This is a genomic window from Streptomyces sp. NPDC053079 (assembly GCF_044546695.1).
Classification (GTDB): Bacteria; Actinomycetota; Actinomycetes; order Streptomycetales; family Streptomycetaceae; genus Streptomyces.
Genome location: NZ_JBITZJ010000004.1, coordinates 340,354 through 360,244 on the forward strand (window position 1 = coordinate 340,354; position 19,891 = coordinate 360,244).

At 73.3% G+C, this 19,891-nt stretch carries 20 protein-coding genes; 8 read left to right on the plus strand and 12 right to left on the minus strand.

Features of this window, described 5'->3' with window-relative positions:
• Positions 1-4: 4 nt before the first annotated feature.
• On the plus strand, positions 5-673 hold the full coding sequence (locus ACIGXW_RS17360; protein ID WP_399573775.1) for a transcriptional regulator: 669 nt from the start codon (positions 5-7) through the stop codon (positions 671-673).
• A 4-nt stretch (positions 674-677) separates the two neighbouring features.
• Here the strand turns inward: ACIGXW_RS17360 and alc are convergent, their stop codons facing one another.
• Both alc and allB read right to left on the minus strand, forming a co-directional pair.
• A complete protein-coding gene (alc, locus tag ACIGXW_RS17365; RefSeq protein ID WP_399573776.1) occupies positions 678-1,889 on the minus strand; it encodes an allantoicase in 1,212 nt (403 codons plus the stop codon).
• Entirely contained in the window at positions 1,886-3,226 is a 1,341-nt protein-coding gene (gene allB, locus ACIGXW_RS17370; protein ID WP_399573777.1) for an allantoinase AllB, read from the minus strand. The genes alc and allB overlap by 4 nt, the downstream gene beginning before the upstream one ends.
• A gap of 219 nt (positions 3,227-3,445) precedes the next feature.
• On the opposite strand from allB, the gene ACIGXW_RS17375 reads away from it, so the two are divergent.
• Complete coding sequence (locus ACIGXW_RS17375; protein WP_360907289.1) at positions 3,446-4,231, plus strand: IclR family transcriptional regulator; 786 nt, start codon at positions 3,446-3,448, stop codon at positions 4,229-4,231.
• A gap of 36 nt (positions 4,232-4,267) precedes the next feature.
• On the opposite strand, the gene ACIGXW_RS17380 is transcribed toward ACIGXW_RS17375, so the two are convergent.
• Positions 4,268-4,678, minus strand: coding sequence for a DUF5955 family protein (locus ACIGXW_RS17380; RefSeq protein ID WP_399573778.1), 411 nt, complete (start codon positions 4,676-4,678; stop codon positions 4,268-4,270).
• 179 nt (positions 4,679-4,857) lie between these two features.
• Here ACIGXW_RS17380 and ACIGXW_RS17385 point away from each other — a divergent pair, with 179 nt between their 5' ends.
• Together ACIGXW_RS17385 and aceB are read left to right on the plus strand one after the other, a co-directional pair.
• Positions 4,858-5,487 carry an NTP transferase domain-containing protein gene (locus tag ACIGXW_RS17385; RefSeq protein ID WP_399573779.1) on the plus strand — a complete coding sequence of 210 codons (630 nt, stop codon included), beginning with the start codon at positions 4,858-4,860 and terminating at the stop codon, positions 5,485-5,487.
• A gap of 148 nt (positions 5,488-5,635) precedes the next feature.
• On the plus strand, positions 5,636-7,246 hold the full coding sequence (aceB, locus tag ACIGXW_RS17390; protein WP_399573780.1) for a malate synthase A: 1,611 nt from the start codon (positions 5,636-5,638) through the stop codon (positions 7,244-7,246).
• On the opposite strand, the gene ACIGXW_RS17395 is transcribed toward aceB, so the two are convergent.
• From ACIGXW_RS17395 to ACIGXW_RS17435, 9 genes are all read right to left on the minus strand, one after another.
• On the minus strand, positions 7,243-8,004 hold the full coding sequence (locus ACIGXW_RS17395) for a carbonic anhydrase (RefSeq protein WP_399573781.1): 762 nt from the start codon (positions 8,002-8,004) through the stop codon (positions 7,243-7,245). The two genes, aceB and ACIGXW_RS17395, sit on opposite strands and share 4 nt — an antisense overlap.
• A gap of 195 nt (positions 8,005-8,199) precedes the next feature.
• Positions 8,200-9,651, minus strand: coding sequence for a YfcC family protein (locus ACIGXW_RS17400; RefSeq protein WP_399574049.1), 1,452 nt, complete (start codon positions 9,649-9,651; stop codon positions 8,200-8,202).
• Positions 9,652-9,827: 176 nt separating this feature from the next.
• Positions 9,828-11,216, minus strand: coding sequence for a nucleobase:cation symporter-2 family protein (locus ACIGXW_RS17405; protein WP_399573782.1), 1,389 nt, complete (start codon positions 11,214-11,216; stop codon positions 9,828-9,830).
• A 114-nt stretch (positions 11,217-11,330) separates the two neighbouring features.
• Positions 11,331-12,719 (minus strand): 8-oxoguanine deaminase, encoded by a 1,389-nt coding sequence (locus ACIGXW_RS17410; protein ID WP_399573783.1) that lies wholly within the window; start codon positions 12,717-12,719, stop codon positions 11,331-11,333.
• Positions 12,720-12,761: 42 nt separating this feature from the next.
• Positions 12,762-13,658, minus strand: coding sequence for a factor-independent urate hydroxylase (gene pucL, locus ACIGXW_RS17415; RefSeq protein ID WP_399573784.1), 897 nt, complete (start codon positions 13,656-13,658; stop codon positions 12,762-12,764).
• A 4-nt stretch (positions 13,659-13,662) separates the two neighbouring features.
• Positions 13,663-14,016: a hydroxyisourate hydrolase gene (uraH, locus tag ACIGXW_RS17420; RefSeq protein ID WP_399573785.1), complete on the minus strand. Its 354-nt coding sequence runs from the start codon at positions 14,014-14,016 to the stop codon at positions 13,663-13,665.
• Positions 14,013-14,549 carry a 2-oxo-4-hydroxy-4-carboxy-5-ureidoimidazoline decarboxylase gene (gene uraD / locus ACIGXW_RS17425; protein ID WP_399573786.1) on the minus strand — a complete coding sequence of 179 codons (537 nt, stop codon included), beginning with the start codon at positions 14,547-14,549 and terminating at the stop codon, positions 14,013-14,015. The genes uraH and uraD overlap by 4 nt, the downstream gene beginning before the upstream one ends.
• Positions 14,550-14,640: 91 nt before the next feature.
• Entirely contained in the window at positions 14,641-14,991 is a 351-nt protein-coding gene (locus tag ACIGXW_RS17430) for a helix-turn-helix domain-containing protein (protein ID WP_071962469.1), read from the minus strand.
• Positions 14,988-15,251, minus strand: coding sequence for a hypothetical protein (locus tag ACIGXW_RS17435; RefSeq protein WP_399573787.1), 264 nt, complete (start codon positions 15,249-15,251; stop codon positions 14,988-14,990). The genes ACIGXW_RS17430 and ACIGXW_RS17435 overlap by 4 nt, the downstream gene beginning before the upstream one ends.
• A 140-nt stretch (positions 15,252-15,391) precedes the next feature.
• On the opposite strand from ACIGXW_RS17435, the gene ACIGXW_RS17440 reads away from it, so the two are divergent.
• The 4 genes from ACIGXW_RS17440 to ACIGXW_RS17455 all read left to right on the plus strand — a co-directional run bounded on the left by ACIGXW_RS17440 (position 15,392) and on the right by ACIGXW_RS17455 (position 19,792).
• Positions 15,392-16,207: a TIM barrel protein gene (locus tag ACIGXW_RS17440; protein WP_071962467.1), complete on the plus strand. Its 816-nt coding sequence runs from the start codon at positions 15,392-15,394 to the stop codon at positions 16,205-16,207.
• A 91-nt stretch (positions 16,208-16,298) separates the two neighbouring features.
• Positions 16,299-17,186 carry a 2-hydroxy-3-oxopropionate reductase gene (locus tag ACIGXW_RS17445; RefSeq protein ID WP_399573788.1) on the plus strand — a complete coding sequence of 296 codons (888 nt, stop codon included), beginning with the start codon at positions 16,299-16,301 and terminating at the stop codon, positions 17,184-17,186.
• A gap of 20 nt (positions 17,187-17,206) precedes the next feature.
• Positions 17,207-18,904, plus strand: a complete 1,698-nt coding sequence (gene gcl, locus ACIGXW_RS17450) for a glyoxylate carboligase (RefSeq protein ID WP_399574050.1) — start codon at positions 17,207-17,209, stop codon at positions 18,902-18,904.
• 171 nt (positions 18,905-19,075) lie between these two features.
• On the plus strand, positions 19,076-19,792 hold the full coding sequence (locus ACIGXW_RS17455) for a hypothetical protein (protein ID WP_071962465.1): 717 nt from the start codon (positions 19,076-19,078) through the stop codon (positions 19,790-19,792).
• Positions 19,793-19,891: the final 99 nt, after the last annotated feature.

Here is a 19,891-nt window from a genome sequence, read left to right on the forward strand (position 1 = left end):
CCGCATGGCCCGTACCGCCCGGGACGTCCTCGACGACGCCGTCCGCAGCCTGCCGCCCGGCTCCAACCGCCTCGTCCCCCTGATCGCCGCGGGCGAGGCGCCCCGGGCGGCCGTCGCCGCCCTCGCCCTGGAACAGCGCCACGTCATCGCCGCCGACCGGCGCAGCTTCGAACACCTCGCGACACGCGCGACCGGCCGGCACGACAGCGCCCTCGCCCACTTCTTCGCCCACCTCGCCCACGGCGAGAGCCTCGCCCTCGACCTGCTGACCCCGCTCACGGCCGCCTGCGGGCTGGACGAGGAGGCAGCCGGGGCGCATGAGCCGAGGGCCGGGTGCCAGACCTACCCGGCGTACGTCGCCTGGCTGGCCCTGGGCGCCGAGCCGGTGGACGCGGTGGTGGCGCTCACCGCCAACTTCGCCGCGTGGGGCGGCTACTGCGCCACCGTCAGCGAGGCCCTGCGCGTCCACTACGGCTTCGACGACGAGGCGTGCGGCTTCTTCGACTTCTTCGCCGGGCCCGACCCACAGGGCACGGAGAAGGCGCTGGCCGCCGTGGCCGAGGGGCTGGTGGGCGGCCGGCTGTCGGAGCGCCTGGCGCACCGCTACGGCCGGCTGCTCCAGGAGTACGAGTCGATGTTCTGGAACACGCTGGCCGGACCGCCCGCGGCGTAGGGCCTCAGCGCCGCAGCCGCCCCGCGCCCTCCTCGGTCAGCGAGCCGTGGACGCGCAGGCGGGCGATGCCCCCGTCGGGGTGGATGTCGATCCGTACGTGCGTGGCGGTGGGGGCTTCGGCCAGTGGGAAGCGGTGGACAGTGTCGGGCTGCAGGCGGGTGCGCGGCAGCAGCTCGCTCCAGCCCGTGGAGTGGTCGGCGGGGTCGGCTCCCGTGGTGGCGTCGAGCACGGACAGGGCGGCCCAGCCCGCCGCGTTGCCCTTGTAGCAGCCGGTGTCGATCTCGACGGCCCGTAGGACCGACTGGCCGGTGAGGCGGTAGCGCACCCAGTCGTGACCTCTGTCGCGGCGGCGGCGCGTCTCCCAGCCGTCGTCCATCTTGCGGGAGCGGCCGGGGAGGATGCTGTTGTCCGGCGAGGAGTAGAAGCGGTCGGAGGCGTCCTCGACGTGCCCGCCGTTCTCCAGGGCGGCGAGGTCGAAGGTGCCCAGGGCCGCGAGCCAGACCGGGTCGGGGGCGGCCTCGCCGTGGACGCGCAGCCGGGCGATGCCGCCGTCGGGGTGCTGGTTGAGCCGCAGGTGGGTGATGCGCTGCCGGCAGTCGACGCGGAAGCCGTTGGCGGCGTGGCCGCCGACGGGGGTGCGCGGGACGAGGGTCGTCCACGTCACGTCGTCGGCGAGCAGCTCGTGCGGCGACGGGGTGCCGGGCAGCGCGGTGGCCTCGACGCTGACGGCCTGGGGGTGGTTGCCCCGGAAGTGGGCGGTGTCGACGACGATGCCGTGGACGACGCCCGGTACGCCGAGCCGGATCAGCGCCCAGTCGTGGTCCTCGTCCGCGGGGTGCGGGCGCTCGGCGCAGGTGCCGCGCCGGCGGCGGGTCTCCCAGCCGTCCATGACCTTGCCCTTGTGCCCGAAGTGGTGGGGGTCGAAGCGGGCGGGGCCCGGCTCGATGAGGTTCTCGCGCTCGGCGAAGAACTCGTCGTTGGCGGCGATCACACCGGCGCCGAGCCGTCGGTCGGCGAGGTCGGGGAGGCGGGCGAAGGGCAGGTCGGCGAGGGGGGCCGTCCGGTAGTCGGCGTAGGGGTCGCCGCCGGAGTAGGGCTCCGCGTCACCGGTGAAGGAGGCGCCGGTGGAAGCGGAGGTGCTGGTGGAAGCGGAGGTGCCGGTGGAAGCAGAGTTGCCGGTGGAAGCGGAGTTGCGGGATATGCCACTCGTGCTCATGCGCGCTCCAGGAGTCGGCCGGTGGGTTCGGTCAGCGGGGTGCCATGGTCGGCGATCTTGCGGCCGCGCAGCCAGGTGGACCGTACGACCCCCCGCAGGGTCCGGCCCGCGTAGGCGGTGACGGGGTTGCGGTGGTGGAGCGCGGCGGGGTCGACGGTGAAGGTCTCGTCGGGGGCGAGGACGGCGAAGTCGGCGTCCTTCCCCGGCGCGATGGCGCCCTTGGCGGCCAGGCCCGCCAGCGCGGCGGGGGCGCCGGCCATCCAGCGGGCCACGTCGTGCAGGGTGTGCCCGCGCCGCCGGGCCGCGGTCCACACGGCGGGCAGGCCCAGCTGGAGGGAGGAGATGCCGCCCCACGCCCTGGCGAAGTCGGGCACCTTGAGGTCGGCGGTGCAGGGCGAGTGGTCGGAGACCACGCAGTCGACGGTCCCGTCGGCCAGCGCCGCCCAGAGCGCGTCCTGGTTGGCCGCCTCGCGGATGGGCGGACAGCACTTGAACTCGGTGGCGCCGTCGGGCACTTCCTCGGCCGTCAGGGTCAGGAAGTGCGGGCAGGTCTCGACGGTGACGGGCAGGCCGTCGGCCCGGGCGGCGGCGAGCGCGGGCAGCGCGTCGGCGGAGGACAGGTGCAGGACGTGCACGCGCGTGCCGTGCCGGCGGGCGGCGGCGAGGAGCGCGCCGACGGCCTCGTTCTCGGCGGCGCGGGGACGGGAGGCGAGGAAGTCGGCGTAGCGCGCGCCGCCGCGCTGCGGTGCGTCCTCGAGGTGGTGCGGGTCCTCGGCGTGCACGATCAGCAGCGCGCCGAGGGCGGCGGTCCGGCGGGCCACGGCGTCGAGGTCGGACCGGCTCAGGTGCGGGAACTCCTCGACGCCGGAGGGCGAGAGGAAGGACTTGAAGCCGAAGACCCCGGCGTCGTGCAGTGGCCGCAGGTCGGCGAGGTTGGTGGGCAGCGCGCCGCCCCAGAAGCCGACGTCGGTGTGGACCCCGGCGCGGGCGGCGGCCCGCTTGGCCCGTAGTCCGGCCACGGTGGTGGTGGGCGGGAGGCTGTTGAGGGGCATGTCGACGAGGGTGGTGACGCCCCCGGCGGCCGCGGCGCGGGTGGCGCTGCGAAAGCCCTCCCACTCGCTGCGGCCGGGGTCGTTCACGTGCACATGGGTGTCGACGAGCCCGGGCAGCAGCACGTCGTCCCCGAGGTCCTCGACGACGGCCGTGGGCGGGGCCGGCTCCCCGTGCGGCAGGACGGCGGCGATCCGCCCGTCCGCCACGGCGACGGCCGCGGGGGCCGTGCCCCCGGGCAGGACGACCCGCGTCGATCGCAGGATCAGCTCCACGTTCCGGTCCACGCCGCGGCCTCCCGACAGCCCGAATCGCCGAATTCCCGAACCTCTGAACCCCTGGACTTCAACGAAGTGTTGAACGAACGATGCGGGAAGTCTTCAGTCGCCACCCGACCCCGTCAAGACCCTTTCACTGCACAGAATGCGGATTTCACGCAACAGAAACCGGCCTGGTGCTCCGACGGTGGCCGGTAGGCTGCTGCCACCTGTCCCGGAAGGAGCGCCGTGCCCCCCGCCGAGCCCCGAACCGCCCCGACCAGCGGCGGCGTCCAGTCCCTCGAGCGCGCCTTCGACCTGCTCGAGCGGATGGCCGACGCCGGCGGCGAGGTCGGACTGAGCGAGCTGTCGGCGAGCAGCGGGCTGCCGCTGCCCACCATCCACCGGCTGATGCGCACGCTGGTGGCCTGCGGCTACGTCCGCCAGCAGCCCAACCGGCGGTACGCACTGGGCCCCCGGCTGATCCGGCTCGGCGAGAGCTCCGCCCGGCTGCTGGGCACCTGGGCCCGCCCGCACCTGGCCCGGCTGGTGGACGAGACCGGCGAGACCGCCAACATGGCGCTGCTCGACGGCGACGAGGTGGTCTACGTGGCGCAGGTGCCCTCGCGGCACTCGGTGCGGATGTTCACCGAGGTCGGCCGGCGCGTGCTGCCGCACTCCACGGGCGTCGGCAAGGCGCTGCTCGCCCAGTCGCCCGACGACGAGGTCCGCGCCCTCCTGGCCCGTACGGGCATGCCGGCCGCGACCGACAAGACGATCACCACGCCCGACGGCTTCCTGGAGGAGCTGGCCCGGGTGCGCGAGACGGGCTTCGCGATGGACGACAACGAGCAGGAGATCGGGGTGCGCTGCCTGGCGGTCCCCGTGCCCGACTCCCCCACGTCGGCGGCCATTTCCGTCTCGGGCCCGGCGGGCCGGGTCACGGAGGCCGCCACGGAGCGGATCGTGCCGCTGCTGCGGGAGGTCGCCGCGGAGCTGTCCGTGGCCCTCGCCGGCGCGGCCCCCTCCGTCTGAATCCGGTCCGGACCCACCCTCTGGCCGGAGGGGGCGTCAGCCGCTCCCGCGGGGGCGCGGCAGGCCGACCCCGCCCGGGGCCGCACCGGACGCGTCGTCCGGCGCCTCCCCCGGCTCGCCGCCGGGCACGCGCTCCGGCGCTTGGCCCGGCAGCCCGCCCAAGCGCTCGACCGCCGAGCGCACGTCGCCGAGGGCGGGGGCCAGGGCGCTGACGGAACCCACCGCTCCAGCGACCAGCAGCAGGGAGCGGCACAGCCGGGAGACGTCCGTCGCACCGGCGCGCGCCATCGCGTCCAGGGCGGCCAGTTCGTCCTCGGCCACGTCCCGGTCCGGTAAGACGGCGGGATGCCCCGCCAGCGCCCGGCGCAGCCGGGACACCGCCGCGCCCAGCTCGTCCGCTCTCGGGTCCGGCTCCTCGCCGGAACGGTTCGCTCGCTCCTCTGCCACCACAACGGCGCCTTCCGCCACGAATTTCCCCCTCCCACACGCTCGCTCGCGCGGATCAGTTAACGCCACTTTCCGTGCGACGCGCCACACGCACAGCGAAATTCAGGCCGCGTGTTCACGTACGAGTGACGAACTGACGTCCGGCGCACATCAGGACACGCATGCGGTATGCAGGGTCTATGGCAGCAGCGACGGACACGAGTGCGAAACGGGCGCCGGTGGCGGGCCTGTTGCTGGCGGCGGGCGGCGGGCAGCGGCTCGGGGGGCGGCCCAAGGCGCTGCTGGAGTGCGGGGACGGCAGGCTTCTGGTGGAGCGTGCGATGCGGGAGATGCGCGAGGGCGGCTGTGCGACGGTGCACGTGGTGCTGGGTGCGGGGGCGGCGGAGGTGCGGGAGCGGCTCGGCCGGCTCCCGCCAGGGGTCGCCCTCGTGGACAACCCGCGCTGGGCCGAGGGCATGGGCTCGTCCCTGCGGGCCGGCCTCGCGTCCCTGACGTCCGTCACGGACGCGACGGCGGCGCTGGTGATGCTGGTCGACCAACCGCGCATCGGCGCACGGGCGGTGGCGCGGCTGCTCGCCGCGCGCCGGGAGGGGGCACAACTGGTGGCGGCGGCGTACGGGGGCGAGCGCGGCCATCCGGTGCTGTTCGGGCGGGAGCACTGGGAAGGGGTGGCCCGAGCGGCCGACGGCGACCAGGGGGCGCGGGCGTACTTGCGTCAACGCGCCGACGCCGTCGTGCTGGTGGAGTGCGCGGACATCGCGGCACCGGACGACATCGACACCCCGGAGGATCTCGCATTGCTGGAATGAACCCTTGAACTTCCACTATGAGGAAAATAGTCTCCACTCCACGCGGCACCGTGTGCCATGCGCCACGCCCACGCGTCACGTCCGCCATGACCGGTCCACCCCGGCGGCCCGCCGGGCACCGCACCGCCCGCTGAAGGAGTGACAGCCCATGTCCGCACCAGCGTCGTCCCAGCCCGCAGTCGTCGACGCCCCGCACGTGGAGCGGCAGGAGGAGCTGCTCACCGACGCGGCCCTCGCCTTCCTCGCCGCGCTGCACCGCCGCTTCACCCCGCGCCGCGACGAGTTGCTGGCCCGCCGTGCCACGCGCCGAGCGGAGATCGCCCGCACCGGCCGGCTGGACTTCCTCCCGGAGACCGCCGGCGTCCGCGCGGACCCCGACTGGCGGGTGGCGCCGGCCCCCGCCGCGCTGGAGGACCGGCGCGTGGAGATCACCGGCCCCGCCGACGACCGCAAGATGACGATCAACGCCCTCAACTCCGGCGCCCGCGTCTGGCTCGCCGACTTCGAGGACGCCTCCTCCCCCACCTGGCGCAACGTCGTGAACGGCCAGCTCAACCTCATCGACGCCTACGAGCGCCGCATCGACTTCACCTCCCCCGAGGGCCGGACGTACGCGCTCGGGCCCGCCGCGGAGCTCGCCACGGTCGTCATGCGCCCGCGCGGCTGGCATCTCGACGAGCGGCACATCACCGTCGACGGCCGCCCCCTGCCCGGCGCCCTCGCCGACTTCGGCCTCTACTTCTTCCACAACGCCCGGCGCCTGCTCGACCTGGGCAAGGGACCGTACTTCTACCTCCCCAAGACCGAGTCGCACCTCGAGGCGCGGCTGTGGAACGAGGTCTTCGTCTTCGCGCAGGACTACATGGGCGTGGAGCGGGGCACGGTCCGGGCCACCGTCCTCATCGAGACGATCACCGCTGCGTACGAGATGGAGGAGATCCTCCACGAGCTGCGCGAGCACGCCTCGGGGCTCAACGCGGGCCGCTGGGACTATCTCTTCTCCCTCATCAAGAACTTCCGTGACGGGGGCGAGAAGTTCGTCCTTCCCGACCGCAACGCCGTGACCATGACGGCTCCGTTCATGCGCGCGTACACCGAGCTGCTGGTGCGCACCTGTCACCGGCGCGGCGCCCACGCCATCGGGGGCATGGCCGCGTTCATCCCCTCCCGCAGGGACCCCGAGGTCAACGAGGTCGCCCTGGAGAAGGTCCGGGCCGACAAGAGGAGGGAGGCGGGCGACGGCTTCGACGGCTCCTGGGTCGCCCACCCCGACCTGGTCCCGGTCGCGCGCGCCTGCTTCGACGCGGTGCTCGGCGACAAGCCGCACCAGAAGGACCGGCTGCGCGAGGACGTCGAGGTGACGGCCGATCAGCTCATCGCGGTCGACACCCTGGAGGCCAGGCCGACCGCCGCGGGCCTGCGCAACGCCGTCCAGGTCGGCATCCGCTACATCGAGGCGTGGCTGAGGGGCCTGGGCGCGGTCGCCATCTTCAACCTCATGGAGGACGCGGCCACGGCGGAGATCTCCCGTTCCCAGATCTGGCAGTGGGTCGACGCGGGCGTCGTGCTCGACACCGGCGAGAAGGTCACGGACCGGCTGGTCCGCGAGGTCGCCGCCGAGGAGCTCGCGGCCGTCCGCACGGCGACCGGCGCCTGGCAGCAGGCCCACGACCTGCTGCTGAAGGTCGCCCTCGACGAGGACTACGCCGACTTCCTCACGCTGCCGGCGTACGAACTCCTCGACCGGGAGGGCGACTAGGGCGCGCCGGTCAGGACCTCCACCTTCCCGGTGTCGAGCGAGTAGTAGGCGCTGACCACGGCGAGGGAGCGCTTCTTCACCAGCGGGGCGAGGTCCCTGTTGGTGCGCAGGTCGGCCGCGGTCATCCGGGCCTGGTTGCGGGCCATGGTGTCGACCGGGTCCGCGCCGGGACGCTTGATGGTCCGCTCGTACGCCGGCCGCAGCGCCTCGGCGATCGCGTTCAGGTTGCCGGGCAGCGCCTCGTCCTCGCGCATCGCCTTGTACGACGACTCCACGGCCCCGCAGCGCTGGTGCCCGAGGACGACGATCAGCGGGGTGCCGCTCGTCATGGGCCCGTACTCGACGGAACCGGTGACCACCGGGCCGACGGTCTGTGCGCCGGTGCGCAGTACGTAGAGGTCGCCGAGGCCGGTGTCGAAGAGGAGCTCGGGCGGCACGCGGGAGTCGATGCACGAGAGGACCACCCCGTACGGCTCCTGCGACTGCGCCACGAGCTCGCGCCGGGTGGGATCGCGGTCGGGGTGCTGGAGGTTTCCGTTCACCCAGCGCTTGTTGCCGTCCATCAGCCGCGCGAAGGCGTCCTTGGCCGTGGTGGGACGCGGAGCGGGCGGTGGCGTCGTCGCCTTGGGGGCGGCGTCCGCCGACTTCGGGGCGCTCTTCGGGGCGCTGTTCGAGGAGCACCCGGTGAGCGCGGCCGCGGCGGCCACGAGACCGCCGGTGAGCAACGCCCTGCGGTGCGGATGTCCTGCTGCGTCCATCGTCGTTCCCCTCGGCATCGCTGAGACACGCCCGCGTGTCGGCACCTGCGCCGGGCCGCTGCGGCGATCGCGATTGTTCACCGCGCTGCGGGCGGTCCTGCGGGAGGCGCGGAGGAACGCCGGCTCATTTACCCCTGACGGCCCACAGCGGATCCCCGGGCGGCCGTGAGCGGTCGCGGCGCGGCCCGGTCCCCGTCACGTCAGGGCCGCGCCCAGCGCCACGAAGCCGCAGATCAGCACGGCCAGGATCAGCAGCAGCGGCCATACGAACCGCAGGTACCGGTCGTAGCCGACCTTCGCCAGCGACACCCCGCCGACCACCACGGCGGTGGTCGGCACCCACAGGTTCATCCAGCCGCTGGCCGACTGCCAGGCCGTGACCACCACCGCGCGCGAGACGTGCGCGAACTCCGCCAGCGGCGCCAGGATCGGCATCGCGAGGGTGGCGTGGCCGGAGGTGGAGGGGATCAGGAAGGCCAGCGGCAGGTTCACGACGTACACCAGGATCGCGAAGGCCACCGGCGGGGTGCCGGAGACCGCGCCCTCGACGGCGTGCAGCACGGTGTCGATGACCTTGGCGTTCGTCATGATGACGGTGACGCCGCGGGCGAGGACGATCACCAGCGCGGGCGCGATGAAGTCCGCCGCGCCCTGCACGATGGTGGCGCTCAGCTTCTGCTCGCCCAGCCGGGCGACCAGCCCGACCAGCAGGGCCGCGACGATGAACAAGGCCGCCAACTGTGCGAAGGACCAGCCCAGTTCCCAGGTGTACGGCGTGGCGTCGGCCTTGCCCGACAGGGCGCTCGCCCAGGGGATGACCGAGAAGATCATGAAGGCGAAGACGGCCGCGACCATCACGAGCACGCCCTTCTGCAGGCCCGTGAGCTCCGGCGGCTCGACCGCCTGGGCGGCGAGCTCGCGGTCCCCCTCCAGGAAGCCGACCAGTGAGCGGTCCGGTTCGGCCCGCACCCTGCTCGCGTACCGCACGACGTAGCCGATGGCCACCCCCGTGAGCACCACCCACATCACGAAGCGCAGCACGATGCCGTCGCCCAGCGAGATGCCGGCGGCCGAGGAGGCGACGCCGGTGGCGAACGGGTTGACGGTGGAGGCGAGCACGCCGATGCCCGCGCCGAGGATGATCGTGCCGGTGGCGACCATCCGGTCGTAGCCGAGCGCCAGCATCAGCGGCACCAGCAGCCCGTAGAACCCCAGCGTCTCCTCCGCGAAACCCTCCACGGTGCCCAGGAGCGAGAAGACGGTCATCACGCCGGCGATGAGCAGCGCCCCGCGGTCGCGGAGCCGGTGGGCGAGCCGCTCGATGCCGCGGTCGAGCGCGCCGGTGGCGAAGACGACGGTGATGAACGCGCCGATCGCCAGGACGAAGAGGAAGACCCCGGCACTGCCGTACAGCGCGCCGACCGCGTCCGGTGCCACCTCGCCCGTCTTCAGGTCGCGCACGCCGTAGAGCCCGTTGACGGGGGCCAGGAAGAGGTCGCCGAGCCGGTGCGCCAGGCCGCCGGGGGCGAACGCGCGGTGGTACGTGCCCTGGACCGGGTCGCCGTCGGCGTCGCGGTCGTAGGCGCCGGAGGGGATGACGAAGGTGAGCGCCCAGACGAGGAGCGTCACCACCGCGAGGACGGTCAGCGCGCTGGGGAAGACGAAGCCGGGCTTCTTCTCCTCGGGGCTCGCCTCCTCCTCGTGGTTCGCCTCCGGCGGTTCCTGCTCCACGACGGCGCCTTTCGGTACGAATGGGTGTTATTCGTGCCGATTGTGGCGTAGTGGTGCGCCGGGACGGCCGAGGCGCGGTCGTCTGCGCGTCGTCACCGGGGGGCGGCGGCCGGCGGTCGTCCCCGTCCCACGTGGTGGAAGGCCAGGTTGAGCACCACGGCCGTCAGGCAGCCCGCGCTGACGCCCGAGTCCAGGATGATCTTCAGGGTCTCGGGGATGGCGGCGTTGTCGTAGAAGGTGCGGGAGACCACCGGGACCAGGCCCACGCCGAGCGAGGTGGCGGCGATCAGCAGATTGTCGCCACGGTCGAGGCCGGCGGTGCGCAGCACGTTGATGCCGCTGGCCGCGACGGTGCCGAAGAGGACGATGCCCGCGCCGCCGAGCACCGGCTGGGGCACGAGGGCGATGAGGGAGGCGAACACCGGGCTCAGGCCCAGCAGGACGAACATCAGGCCGCACGCGGCCACGGTGAAGCGGCTGCGGACGCGGGTGAGGGCGACCAGGCCGATGTTCTGTGCGAAGGCGCTGTTGGCGAAGCCGTTGAAGAGCGGGCTGAGCGCGGTGCCGAGGGTGTCGGCGCGCAGGCCGGCGGCGATGACCTTCTCGTCCGCCTCGCGGTCGACGATCTCGCCGAGGGCGAGCATGTCGGCGGTGCTCTCGGTCATGCAGACGAGCATCAGGACGCACATCGAGACGATGGCCGGCAGGGCGAAGTGCGGGGCGCCGAAATGGAAGGGGGTGGGGAAGCCGACGAGCGCCGCGTGGCGGGTGGCGGTGGTGTCGACGGCCCCGGCCGGTACGGCGAGGAGGGTGCCGGCCACCAGTCCGAGCAGGATCGCGATCTGCTGCAGGAAGCCCCTGAGCAGCCGGCGCAGGGCCAGCACGATGGCCAGGGTCGCCCCGGCCAGGCCGAGGTTGGTGAGCGAGGCGGGGCGGTCCGGGTGGCCGCCCTGGATCCAGCCGAAGGAGACGGGCAGGAGGGTGATGCCGATGAGGGTGATGACGGTGCCGCTGACGACGGGCGGGAAGAAGCGGACGAGCTTGCAGAAGGAGGGGGCGAGCAGGAAGCCCAGCACGCCGGCCACGATGACGGCTCCGTAGATGACGGGCAGCGCGTCCCGACGGTCGGCCTGGGCGTCGGCGACGGCCAGCATCGGCGCGACGCCGGCGAAGGAGACGCCGTTGACGAACGGCAGCCGGGCGCCGACCTTCCACAGCCCCACGGTCTGCAGGAGCGTCGCGATGCCGGCCGTGAACAGGCTCGCCCCGACCAGGAAGGTGATCTCCACCGGGGACAGCCCGACGTACGCGCCGACGACCAGCGGCGGGGCGACCACTCCGGCGTAGCTGGCGGCCACGTGCTGGAAGCCGCCCGTGAGCAGTTGTGCGGGCCGGGGCAGCCGGTCCACGGGGTGGGCGTCGCCGCCGTCCCCGGCGGTGGCCGGCTGTGGCCCGCCGGTGGGCCTGGGCACCGTGACCACGGCGGTTCCTCCTGTCGGTGGGGGTGAGGAAGGGCCGGGGCGCGGGCGGTTCGCCGCGCCCCGGCCCGGCCGCCGAGGGCCGTCCCCCTCGGCGGGTCCGGCGGGCCCGGCGGATCAGCCGGCGTCGGCGGCGATCCGGGCCAGGCGGCGGGCCTCGGCGCGGGCCTCGCGGGCAATGGTGTCCTCGTCCGCGGTGACCAGCCGGCCGTCCTCGACGACGGGGGCGCCGCCCACGAGGGAGAGGGTGACGGGCGCGGATGCGCCGAGGACCAGGGCGGCGACGGGGTCGGCGATGGTGGAGTGGCCGAGGCCGTCGAGCTTCCACAGCACCAGGTCGGCGAGCTTGCCGGGCTCCAGCGAGCCGATCTCCTCGGCCCGGCCCAGGACGCGGGCGCCGCCGTGGGTGCCCAGTCGTAGTGCCTGACGGACGTTCAGGGCCTTCTCGCCGCCGGCGAGCCGGTGGACGAGGAGGGCGTTGCGCAGCTCGGTGTGGAGTTCGCCGGACTCGTTGGAGGCGGTGCCGTCGACGCCCAGGCCCACGGGGACGCCCGCGCCGAGCATCGCGGGGACGCGGGCGGTGCCGGCGCCGAGCCGGGCGTTGGAGGAGGGGCAGTGCGCCACGCCGGTGCCGGTGCGGGCGAAGGCCGCGATGTCGGCGTCGTTCATGTGGACGCAGTGGGCCATCCAGACGTCCTCGCCGAGCCAGCCGGTGGACTCGAAGTAGTCCGTCGGCCCCATGCCGAACAGCTCCTTGCAGAACCGCTCCTCCTCCACGGTCTCCGAGCCGTGCGTGTGCAGCCGTACGCCCTTGCGGCGGGCGAGCGCGGCGGACTCGCGCAGCAGCTCGGTGGAGACGGAGAACGGCGAGCAGGGGGCGACGCCGATGCGCAGCATCGAGCCGAAGGAGGGGTCGTGGTGGGTGTCGATGGCCTCCTCGGTGGCCAGGAGCGCGGCCTCGGTGGTCTCGACGGCGAAGTCCGGGGGCAGTCCGCCGGCCGAGGCGCCGCGGTCCATGGAGCCCCGGGTGGGGCTGAACCGTACGCCCAGCTCGCGGGCGGCGCGGATCTCCGCGCCGAGGAGGTCGCCGGCGCCGCGCGGGAAGACGTAGTGGTGGTCCATGGCGGTGGTGACGCCGCCGCGGACCATCATGGCGAGGGAGCCGCGCGCGGCCGCGTACACCATGGGCTCGTCGATGCGGGCCCAGACGGGGTAGAGGGCGACGAGCCAGTCGAAGAGGTTGGAGTCCTGGGCGAGGCCGCGGGTGAGCCATTGGTAGAAGTGGTGGTGGGTGTTGACGAGGCCGGGGGTGGCCAGGTGCCCGGTGCCGTCGACGCGGCGCACGACGTCCGTGAGGCCGGCGGGCGCGGGCCCCGGGCCGACGGATTCGATGGTGGTGCCGTTGACGACGATGTGGCCGCGGTCGTACTCGGTGTCGCTCGCGTCGACGGTCGCGACGGCGCAGTTCTCGATGACGACGCGGGAGGCCGAGGGGGGTGCTGGCATGGGTGCGGTGTCCTTAGCGGTCGTCGTCCTTGGGGGGCGTCCTCAGAGGTTCGTCAGGTCGGCCGGTATGCCGGGTTCGGCGCCGTCGCGCAGGACGGTCGCCTCGATGAGGCCGTAGGGGCGGTCGGCCGCGTAGTAGACCTCGTTGTCGTTCTCGAGGCCGAACGGCGAGAGGTCGGCGAGGAAGTGGTGCTTGTTGGGCAGGGACAGCCGTATCTCGTCGATGCCGGGGCACTGGTCGATGACACGCGAGCCCATCTGGTACAGCGTCTGCTGCAGCGAGAGCGAGTAGGTGTCGGCGAAGGCGGCCAGCAGGTGTTCGCGCGCTCCTTCGTAGGAGCGGTCCCAGTCGGTGGGCCCGGGATCGGTGGCGTCGCCGGTCCAGGCGTGGCGCCAGCGGGCGTGCACCTCGGTGGCGAGGACCCGGTCGCGGGTCTCGGGGAGAGTGGTGTAGCGGTCCTTGAGGTAGCCGTGGAACTCCGAGTCGGTGGAGTTGAGCACCACGAGGTCCTTGAGCCCGGAGATGATCTGCCACGCACGGCCGTCGAAGGTGATCTGCGCGGTACGGGTCTCCTGGCCGCGGCGGACGAAGGAGTGCTGCTTGGGGCCGGGGACGCCGATGCGCTCCCAGGCGTGCTCCTCTATGCGGATGCGGGCGGTGCGGATGGAGTCCTGGCTGGTCACGAAGTGCCGGGCCAGGTGGATGCCGAACTGCTCGGCGGAGTCGACGCCGTGCTCCTTGGCGAAGGCGAAGACGGTGTTTTTGGTGGCGTCGGTGGTGAGGACGTTGGCGTTGGAACCGGAGAGGTGGACCTCTTCCATGTCGCCGGAGAGGGCGACGGAGACGTTGAGGTCCTTGATGTGGTGCGTGGCGCCGTCGCGGACGATTCTGACGACGTGGCTCTCCGCCTTGCCGTACTGGTTCTGCCCAAGGATCACGGTGCTAGCTCCCTCGGTATACGGAGTAGCCGAACGGGCTGAGCAGCAGGGGCACGTGGTAGTGCTCGCCCGGGACGACGGCGAAGGTGACCGTCACCTCCGGGAAGAAGGCCGTGCCCCCGGCCCGCCGGGGGGAAAGGTGGGGCTCGACGTCGAAGCGCAGGCGCGCACGGGTGCCCGCCGGCGGCAGTGCGGGCAGATCGGCGCAGCGCCCGTCCGTGTCGGTCTTCGACGTGCCGAGCACGCTCCAGCCGCCGCGGTCGCGGACGGACAGCTCCACCGCGACACCGGTGGCGGGACATCCGGCGGCGGTGTCCAGGACGTGCGTCGAGACCGACGCGGTCGTCGCGGTGCTCATGTACGGTCCGCTCCTTCCCCCGCGGGCACGGGCTGTACGGCGAGCCGGGCCAGCCGGATGCGGTTGATCCTGCCCAGCTCCCCGCGAACGATCTCGCGCTCGCGTTCCGGGGGGTTGTCGATCCGGTTACGGATGGCGTCATACATCTGTTCGGCCGTCAGGCCGGTGGCGCAGATCAGGAAGACGTGCCCGAACTTCTCCTGGTAGGCCAGGTTGAGTTCGAGCATCCCGGCTCTGATGCGGTCGGGGGCGTTCGCCATGCCGCGCTGTTCGCGCGCGGAGACGGGGTCGCCGGGGGCCGGCCGGCCGATGGGCGGATGGGCGGCCATGGCCTCGGCCAGATCGGCCGGGCCCAGGGCGGCGACGGCGGTGTCGCTCGCGGTCAGCAGTGCCTCGGCGTCACGGTAGGGGCGCCCGGCGAGGATGCCGTTCCCCCATGCGGTGCTGGCGCAGATCTCGTGCAGGGCGGACCGGGCCGTATGCTCCTCGGCCGCGTTGAACCGGGCGAGGCCCGGCGTCGAACTCGCAGTCACGGCAACCTCCGTGGCGCTTGTCGCTGCGCTCGGATGAGCTGCGCATAGCTAACGCCCTGAAGAACACCGCGTCAACAGTTTGTTGAAAAAGCTAGTCGCGATTGAGGTAGTTGTAGACCGTGAAGCGACTGACGCCGAGCGCGGCGGCGACGGTCTCCACGCCGTGGCGCAGCGTGAAGGCGCCCCGCGCCTCCAGGTTGCGCACGACCGACTGCTTGGCCTTGCGGTCGAGTTCGGCGAGCGGCACGCCGTGGCGGCGCTCCAGGTCGGCCAGGATGCGCTCGAGCGAGTCGGCCAGGTGCGGAAGCCGCACGGCCACCACCTCGCGCCCCTCCCAGGAGAGGACGACGTCGTCGGCCCCGGCCTGATCCGGCTCGAGGAGCTGCCCGCCCAGGGCGTCGACGAGCGGCCTGACGGCGGCGCGGAACGCGTCCTCGCTCACCCGCCGCCGCCTTCCGCGGCTCCGGGCACGACGTTGACCTGCAGCGACACCCGTGTGGCGCCGGACCTGAGGGACGCGCGCAGCAGTGCGTCCAGCGCCGTCAGGACGGCGTCGGCTCCGCCTTCGACGGTGTTGCCGAACGGGCCGACGTCGACGGCGTCCAGCCCCGCGCCCTGCACGACCTCGCGGGCCGCCACGGCGTGCGGCGGCGGCTCGTCGAGGTCGAAGGGCTCGGTCGTGAACTCCACTCTCAATCGCACCGGGTCAACGTACTGCCCCCAAGAGCCGGGCGCACAGGGTCCCTTGACAGGGCCGCGGAGGCGACGGCAGCCTTTTCCTCACAACGAAATCATTTTTCCGCATCATGGAATCTCCAGCGGAAGGAGCTGAGTCGACCCCTATGGGCCTCTCCGATCACCGCTTCGATGTGAACCTCTCGATCCTCTTCACGGAGCTGCCGCTCCTCCAGCGGCCCGCGGCAGCGGCGGCGGCCGGCTTCACGGCGGTGGAGCTGTGGTGGCCGTGGCCGGGCACCCCGGTGCCGCCCGACGACGAACTCGCAGCGCTCGGCGACGCGTTGACCCGGGCGGGCACACAGCTGGTCGGGCTGAACTTCTACGCGGGCCTGCTGCCGGGCCCGGACCGGGGCGCGCTGTCCGTGCCGGGCGCGGAATCGGAGCGCTTCCGCGCCAACCTCGACGTCGCCGCCGACTTCGCCGGGTCGCTGGGCTGCCGGGCGCTCAACGCGCTGTACGGCAACCGCGTCGAGGGCGTGCCGGACCGCCTCCAGGACGCGCTCGCCCTGGAGAACCTCGCGCTCGCGGCGCGGGCCGCGGACCGGGTGGGGGCGGTGCTCTTGGTCGAGGCGCTCAACGCCGCGGAATCGCCGCGGTATCCGCTGACGGACGCGGCGGCGGCCGTCGAGGTCGTCGACAAGGTCAACGCGGCGACGGGGCTGGGCAACGCGCGGCTGCTGCTGGACCTGTACCACCTCGCCATGGGCGGCGCGGACCTGGGCGAGGTCGTCGCCCGGTACGCGCGCCGGGCCGGCCACGTCCAGATCGCGGATGTGCCCGGGCGGGGGGCGCCGGGCACCGGGTCCCTGGACTTCGCGGAGCTGCTGCCGCGTCTGCGCGAGGCCGGGTACGACGGGCCGGTCGGCCTCGAATACCGGGCCGCGGGCGCGGACGCCTTCCGCTGGCTCACCGACTTCTGACGCCCCGGCCCCTCCCCCGGAACCCCGGACCGCGCTGACGCGCGAGCGGGGGTCCGGGGGCGGAGCCCCCGACCACCCCGAAGGGAACCTCGTGTCACTCCCCCGCATCGCCTGGATAGGCCTCGGCATCATGGGCTCCCCCATGGCCGAGAACCTCCTCAAGGCCGGCTACCCGCTCACCGGGTACACCCTCGAACGCCACAAGCTCGACCGCCTCGCCGCCCACGGCGGCACCCCCGCGGCCTCCGTGCGGGACGCGGTCCGCGGTGCCGACGTCGTCGTCACCATGGTCCCCGCCGACCCGCACGTCACCGCCGTCGCCTACGGCGACGACGGCGTCCTGGCCAACGCCGCCCCCGGCACCCTCTTCGTCGACATGTCCTCCATCACCCCGCGGACCTCTGTCGAGCTGGCGCGGGCCGCCGCCGCGCACCGCGTACGCGTCCTGGACGCGCCCGTGTCCGGCGGCGAGGCCGGGGCCGTCGAGGGGAGCCTGTCCATCATGGCCGGCGGCGACGCGGCCGACTTCGCCGAGGCCCGGCCCCTCTTCGAGGCCCTCGGCACGACCGTCGTGCACTGCGGCCCCCACGGGGCGGGCCAGACCGTCAAGGCGGCCAACCAGCTGATCGTCGCCGCGAACCTCCAGGCCTGCGCGGAGGCCGTGGTGTTCCTGGAGAAGTCCGGCGTCGACCTCACCGCCGCGCTGGACGTGCTGGGCGGCGGGCTCGCCGCCTCCGCCGTGCTCACCCGCAAGCGCCACCACTTCCTCACCCGCGACTTCGCCCCCGGCTTCCGGATCGACCTGCACCACAAGGACATGGGCATCGTCACCGCCGCCGCCCGCGAGGTGGGCGCCGCGCTCCCGCTCGGCGGCGTGGTCGCGACGCTGGTGGCCGCCGTCCGCGCCCAGGGCGACGGCGGCCTGGACCACTCGGCGCTCCTGCGGGGCGTCGAGCGGCTGTCGGGGATCACGCCGTGAGCGCCGCCACCGTGCCCGCCATGCAGGCGGCCGTGCACATCATGAAGGACGAGGGCGTCGACATCGCCTTCGGCTGCCCCGGCGCCGCGATCCTGCCCCTGTACCAGGCCATGGAGGCGGTCGGCGGCATCGAGCACCTGACCGTCCGCCACGAGGAGGGCGCGGCCCACATGGCCGACGGCTGGGCCCGCACCAACGGGCGGGTCGGCGTGGCCATCGCCACCTCCGGGCCCGGCGGCACCAACCTCGTCACCGGCCTGTACACCGCCTTCGCCGACTCGATCCCCATGGTCTGCGTCACCGGCCAGGCGGTCTCGGCCAAGCTGCACCAGGAGGCGTTCCAGGCCGTCGACATCGTCGCGGTGGCGCGCCCCGTCACCAAGTGGGCCGTGCAGGTCAAGGAGGCCGCGCAGATCCCCTGGATCTTCCGCGAGGCGTTCCGGACCGCCCGCGAGGGCCGCCCCGGGCCCGTACTGATCGACATCCCGGTGGACATCGCCCAGCGGGAGATCAAGTACGACGCCACGACCGACACCCGGCTTCCCGTCCGTACGGTCGCACCCCACCCGCCCCGTGTGGAGGCCGCCCTGGACCTGCTGCTCGCGGCCGAGCGGCCGCTGATCCTGGCCGGCGGCGGGGTGATCCTCGCCGATGCGGCGGACGAGCTGCGGGCGCTGGTGGAGCAGCTGGGCGTGCCCTTCCAGGTCACCCTGATGGGCAAGGGCGCCATCGAGGACGACCACGAGCTCCACATGGGCACCACGGGCATCCAGACCTCGCAGCGGTACGCCAACGCCTCGTTCCTGGAGTCGGACTTCGTGCTCGCCGTCGGCGCCCGCTTCGGCGACCGGCACACGGGCGCCGGGGTCGCCACGTACCGGGGCGCGCGCACGTTCGTCCACGTGGACGTCGAGCCCACCCAGCTCGGCAGGGTCATCGAGCCGGACCTGGGCATCGTCTCCGACGCGCGCCTCTTCCTCGCCGCGCTGCTGGACGCGGCCCGGGCGCGCGGCGCAGCTCCCGACATCGCGCCCTGGACCGCGCGCTGCCGGCTGCTCAAGCGGACCCTCACCCGGCGCGAGGACTTCGACACCGTGCCCGTCAAGGCGCCCCGGATCTACAAGGAGATCAATGAGATCTTCGGCCCGGACACCTACTTCGTCACCGCCATCGGCCTCTACCAGATCTGGGGCGGCCAGCATCAGAAGGCGCATCTGCCCCGCCGCTACCAGGTGTGCGGCCAGGCCGGCCCGCTGGGCTGGGAGGTGCCGGCGGCGATCGGCGTGAAGAAGGCGCTGCAGGGCATGGGCCGGGGCGAAACGGAAGTGGTGGGCGTCGTCGGCGACTACGGCTTCCAGTACACGGTCGAGGAGCTGGCGGTCGCGGCGCAGTACGACGTGCCGTTCGTGCTGATCATGCTGAACAACGAGTACCTGGGCCTGATCCGCCAGGCCTCGATCGGTTACGGCATGAACTACCAGGTGGACGTCCACTACGACGAGACCGGCACCGATCACGTCACGCTGATGCGGGCGTACGGCTGTGCGGGGCGCCGGGTCGTCGATCCGGCGGACATCCGGCCGGCGATCGAGTGGGCCCGCAAGGAGGCCGTCTCGACCTCCCGCCCGGTGCTGGTCGAGATCATGATCGAGCGCGAGGCCAACACCCCGCACGGTCCGGACATCGACGCCGTACGGGAATTCGAACCACTCCCGTAACACCCGCACCACGAACCCCGGGCGGTGGCGCCGTCACCTGTCCGGTCGCGCCCCCGGCGCCGCCGCCCGGCCTTCTCCCGCGCCCGCCTTGGCGATTCGCTCCCCGACCGCCCCCGCATCGTGGACGATGGGGTACCCCACAACCCCTACGGACCCCTCGCTGGAGCCGAAATGGCCAAGAGCGTGCCGGTGCACTGCCCCACGTGCCGCCGGGAGCACTCCTTCACCCCGCCCACCTTCCCCTGTGCGTGCGGCGCCCCGCTGACCGTGCCCGTACTGCCCGATGCCACACCCGAGTTATTGGCCCACCGCACCTGGCGCGACTCCTGGGTGGCGGTGCGCTGCCCGTCCTGCGACCGCCAGGGCCAGTGGCCGCGTCCCGAGTTCGGCTGCTCCTGCGGAACGGTCGTACGGCTGCCCGTGCCGCCCCCGCGCGAGACGGAACCGGAGCGGCCGGCCGGCGAGGAGGCTCCGAAGCCGTCCCGGACCGCCTCGCGCCCACCCTTCCGGCCGGTGACCATCCGCACCGAGCGCGACGCGGTCATGGCCGCCGAGCGCTATCTGCGGTGGCTGGGGTTCAGCGACGTACGCCGCCCGGGGAACTGCCCGGCGCCCACGGCGTCGGGGGTGGACCTGCGCGGCACGGGCATGGTCGCCCGCGTCGATCCCACGACCCTGCCGACCACCCTGCGCGACATCGAGTGCCTGTGGCTGCACGGCCTCCTCGAATCGGCGGCCGCCGCCTGCTTCTCCCTGGCGGGCTATGCGCACGACGCCCGCTGCCGGGCGGACGACCTGCGGCTTCCGCTGTTCGTGATGGACCTGGCCGGCACGCCGCAGGCCCTCAACGACTGGGCCGACGAGCTGGTGCGGCACGGCCGGCGCTAAGGCCCGCGCGCACCGCGAAGCTCAATTCTTGCTCTGAACTCTCCCGCGCGCATGGCGAGTTGGCGCGGTCCGGGCGGAGACTGGGCGCAGGGCCCGCGG

Bases quoted from the DNA above. Each gene is read 5' to 3' on its own strand.
- ACIGXW_RS17360 (WP_399573775.1), top strand. From the start codon at position 5: ATGGCCCGTACCGCCCGGGACGTCCTCGACGACGCCGTCCGCAGCCTG.
- alc (WP_399573776.1), bottom strand. From the start codon at position 1,889: ATGAGCACGAGTGGCATATCCCGCAACTCCGCTTCCACCGGCAACTCT.
- ACIGXW_RS17385 (WP_399573779.1), top strand. From the start codon at position 4,858: ATGGCAGCAGCGACGGACACGAGTGCGAAACGGGCGCCGGTGGCGGGC.
- aceB (WP_399573780.1), top strand. From the start codon at position 5,636: ATGTCCGCACCAGCGTCGTCCCAGCCCGCAGTCGTCGACGCCCCGCAC.
- ACIGXW_RS17395 (WP_399573781.1), bottom strand. From the start codon at position 8,004: ATGGACGCAGCAGGACATCCGCACCGCAGGGCGTTGCTCACCGGCGGT.
- ACIGXW_RS17410 (WP_399573783.1), bottom strand. From the start codon at position 12,719: ATGCCAGCACCCCCCTCGGCCTCCCGCGTCGTCATCGAGAACTGCGCC.
- uraH (WP_399573785.1), bottom strand. From the start codon at position 14,016: ATGAGCACCGCGACGACCGCGTCGGTCTCGACGCACGTCCTGGACACC.
- ACIGXW_RS17440 (WP_071962467.1), top strand. From the start codon at position 15,392: ATGGGCCTCTCCGATCACCGCTTCGATGTGAACCTCTCGATCCTCTTC.
- gcl (WP_399574050.1), top strand. From the start codon at position 17,207: ATGCAGGCGGCCGTGCACATCATGAAGGACGAGGGCGTCGACATCGCC.
- ACIGXW_RS17455 (WP_071962465.1), top strand. From the start codon at position 19,076: ATGGCCAAGAGCGTGCCGGTGCACTGCCCCACGTGCCGCCGGGAGCAC.